Origin of the sequence: Mesorhizobium sp. M7A.F.Ca.CA.004.12.1.1, assembly GCF_003997835.1 — a bacterium.
Lineage (GTDB): Bacteria > Pseudomonadota > Alphaproteobacteria > Rhizobiales > Rhizobiaceae > Mesorhizobium.
In genome coordinates this window covers 1-3300 of record NZ_RZRK01000688.1, presented here as the reverse complement: position 1 = coordinate 3300, position 3300 = coordinate 1, and the positions used below count along the sequence as shown (strand labels likewise).

The window sequence follows — 3300 nt, the reverse complement described above, 5'->3', positions numbered from 1 at the left end:
CTCGACCCAGGTCGCCGATGCCATCAGGCAGAAGATCCTGATCGGCGAATACGAGGCCAACTTTCAGCTGCGGCAGGAGCATCTGGCCACCGAGTTCGGCGTCAGCCGAATTCCGGTGCGAGAGGCGCTGCATCAGCTTCATTCGGAAGGCTTCGTCACGCTGGTTTCCCACAAGGGCGCCGTCGTCACCTCCATTTCCCTGGACGAGATCCTCGAGCTCTACGAATTGCGGGCCCGGATCGAAACATGGCTACTGGCCCTCGCCATTCCAAGGATGACGGAGGCCGACCTCGCGCTGGCCCGCGAGCGTGCAAAGCAGCACCAGGAGCAGGGCAAGACCGGCGAGTATTCGAACCAGCTCAACTGGAACTTCCACGCCGCGCTCTACGCGCCGTCCGGCCGCAAGGCGACGATCGAACTGGTCGGGCGCATCTATCAGCAGCTGGAACGCTACACGCGCATGATGGTGACGCTCACCGAGATCCAGGCACAGTCCGACCGCGACCACTGGCAACTCATCGACCTGTGCGAAGCCAAGGATACGCTGCGCGCCGTCGGCCTTTTGGAAATGCATATCATCACCAGCGGCAAATTCCTGGTCGACCGGCTTGAGGAATTGCGGGGCAGCTGATCAGTCGCCCCGTCTCCTTGTCCAGCCCCAATCCTTCGCGCGAAGATCATTTGCCGGGCAGATTGGTCGCCCGGGTCAGCAGGATCACGCCCGCCTTGTCGGCCGTATCGTAATAGGTGAAGCCGGTGCGGTTTTCCCGGCGCCCGCGCATCAGCACGGGAAGCCCGTCGTCCTGCGCCTTGGCCTCGGCTGCATCCGCATCACGAACCTCGAAGCCGATATGGAAGACGCCTTCACCCTTGCCATTGAGATGAATCCGCTGCGGTGAAGGATCGCCGTTCGGCTCGCACAGTTGCAGCTGAACGTTCGGCAAGTTGCAAATCCGGTATTGCATCGCCTTGAAACCCTCGGGGCTTGGGACCTGGAGTTCTTCGTATTCGGCCAGCGGCGGATAGGACTCCCATGGCCCGATGCCGATGGAGTCATAATAGGCCTGCGCCTTGTCGATATCGTGCACGACGATGCAGATGTGATGCAGCTTGTCGAAATTGCCCATGTCGTCACTCCCCATTCTTCTCACTCCTTGATCGGGACCGTATAGTTCAGAACGCGGCGCCCCCCGTCGGGGTAGATCGTCTCGCCGGTGATGTAGGAAGCGTCGTCGCTGGCCAGGAATGCCACGACCGAGGCGATCTCGGCTGCCGTGCCGAGGCGCCCGAGCGGTGTACGCGAAAGGACTGCCCGTCTCATTTCTTCCGAATCGATGAATGTCCCGTCCATGACCATGTCCGTGGCGATGGTGCCCGGGCCGACACCGACCACGCGGATGCCATGGGGAGCGAAGGCGACGGCGGCGGTGCTGGTGACCTGGTTCATGCCGCCCTTGGAGATCGCGTAGGTGGCGACACGCGGGTTGGCGAGGCCCGAATTGATCGACGACATGTTAATGATGACGCCGCCTCCACCCTGCGCGATCATCTGGCGGGCTGCGGCCTGGGTGCCCATGAACGCGCCCTTCAGATTGACGGCGAGAACCCTGTCGTAGTCCGCCTCTGTGATGTCGAGAAAGTCCTGGACCGGAGCGATGCCGGCATTGTTGACCATGATGTCGACACGGCCGAACTTCGCCACCGCCGCTGCAATCAGCCCATCGACCTGGTCCTTCTTGCTGACATCCGTGACGACCGCCAGGACGCTGTCGGTGGTACCGATTTCAGCGGCACATTTTTTTAACTCCACGGCATCGATGTCGCCGAGCACGAGCTTCGCGCCTTCGGCCAAAAAGCGTTCCGCGCAAGCGCGTCCGATGCCGCGCGCCGCGCCTGTGACAACCACCACCTTGCCTGCCTGTCTCATGTCCAATCCTTCGATCATTTGTAAGTCGGCCACCGTCTCAGGGAGCATGGGCCGAGCTTGGCTAGGAATGGGGATTCTCCCACCGAAGCCTAGCCTAGCGGATAACGAAGGGATTGGCGGTCTTGCCGGCGGTGTCTATCCACACCGTCTTGGTCTGCAGATAGGAATTGATGGCGTCCTGCCCGCTTTCGCGCCCGATACCGCTCCTCTTGTAGCCGCCGAAGGGCGCCATGTAGGAGACGGCACGGTATGAATTGATCCAGACCATCCCCGCTTCCATCGCGGCCGCGCCGCGCAGCGCCCTGCCCATGTCGCTGGTCCATATTCCCGCCGCCAGCCCATAGGGGCTGTCATTGGCAATGGCGAAGGCCTCGTCCTCGTCGTCAAAGGGGATGACGGACAGGATCGGCCCGAACACCTCCTCACGCGCGATCCGCATGGTGTTGTTCACGCCGGTGAAGATGGTGGGCTCGACGAACCAGCCCTCGGCCAATTCACCCGAGGCCGGCTTGCCGCCGCCCAGCACGCAAAGCGCACCCTCGCGGCGCGCGATGCCGAGATAGGACAGCACCTTCTCGCGCTGGGCTTGCGTGGTGATCGGCCCGACCTGCGTCTCTTGCAGCGCCGGATTGCCCAATCGAGCGCTGGCCGCCAGCGTTATGACGCCTTCCACGAACCGGTCGTGGATTTTGCGATGCACCAGCAGCCGCGAACCCGCGATGCAGGTCTGGCCGCTGGCCGCGAAGATGCCTGAGATCGCGCCGTTGACCGCGCTCTCGATATCGGCGTCGTCGAAGACGATGTTGGCCGATTTGCCGCCGAGCTCCAGCGTGACGGTCTTTAGCTGTTCGGCAGCCGCCCGATAGACCGCGATCCCGCCAGGCTCACCACCAGTGAAGGCGATCTTGGCGACGTCGGGATGAGAGACGAGTGGCGCGCCGACATCAAGCGGCATGCCGGTAACGGTGTTGACCACGCCGGGCGGGAAGCCTGCCCGCGCAAACAGTTTCACGAACTCCAACGTCGAGGCCGAGGCGTGTTCCGACGGTTTGATGACGACAGTGTTGCCTGCCGCCAGCAGCGGCGCGAGCTTCCATGTCAGAAGTAAAAGCGGCGAATTCCAGGGCACGATCGCTGCAATGACACCCAGCGGCTCGTGGCGGGTGAAAGCGAACATGCCAGCCTTGTCGATCGGCAGCACCGACCCTTCGATCTTGTCGGCAAGACCGCCGAAATAGCGGAACCATTCCGGGATATAGCGCAGCTGTGCCGTCATTTCGGTGAGCAGCTTGCCATTGTCGCGCGTCTCGATGGCGGCAATACGATCTACGTTCTCGGCGATCAGATCGGCCAGCCGCACGAGCAGCTTGCCC

Annotated in this window: 4 protein-coding genes; 1 reads left to right on the top strand and 3 read right to left on the bottom strand. The window is 62.5% G+C overall.

Going from position 1 to position 3300, the window contains the following annotated elements:
• On the top strand, positions 1–631 hold a 631-nt coding region (locus tag EN984_RS27715), incomplete at its 5' end, for a GntR family transcriptional regulator (protein WP_164765686.1).
• Between the two features lie 46 nt (positions 632–677).
• Here the strand turns inward: EN984_RS27715 and EN984_RS27710 are convergent.
• From EN984_RS27710 to EN984_RS27700, 3 genes are all read right to left on the bottom strand, one after another.
• Positions 678–1127, bottom strand: coding sequence for a VOC family protein (locus EN984_RS27710; RefSeq protein WP_127267887.1), 450 nt, complete (start codon positions 1125–1127; stop codon positions 678–680).
• A gap of 20 nt (positions 1128–1147) precedes the next feature.
• On the bottom strand, positions 1148–1927 hold the full coding sequence (locus EN984_RS27705; RefSeq protein ID WP_127267888.1) for an SDR family oxidoreductase: 780 nt from the start codon (positions 1925–1927) through the stop codon (positions 1148–1150).
• Positions 1928–2021: 94 nt separating this feature from the next.
• Positions 2022–3300, bottom strand: a 1279-nt coding sequence (locus tag EN984_RS27700; RefSeq protein ID WP_164765685.1) for an aldehyde dehydrogenase, incomplete at its 5' end; no start/stop codon positions are given.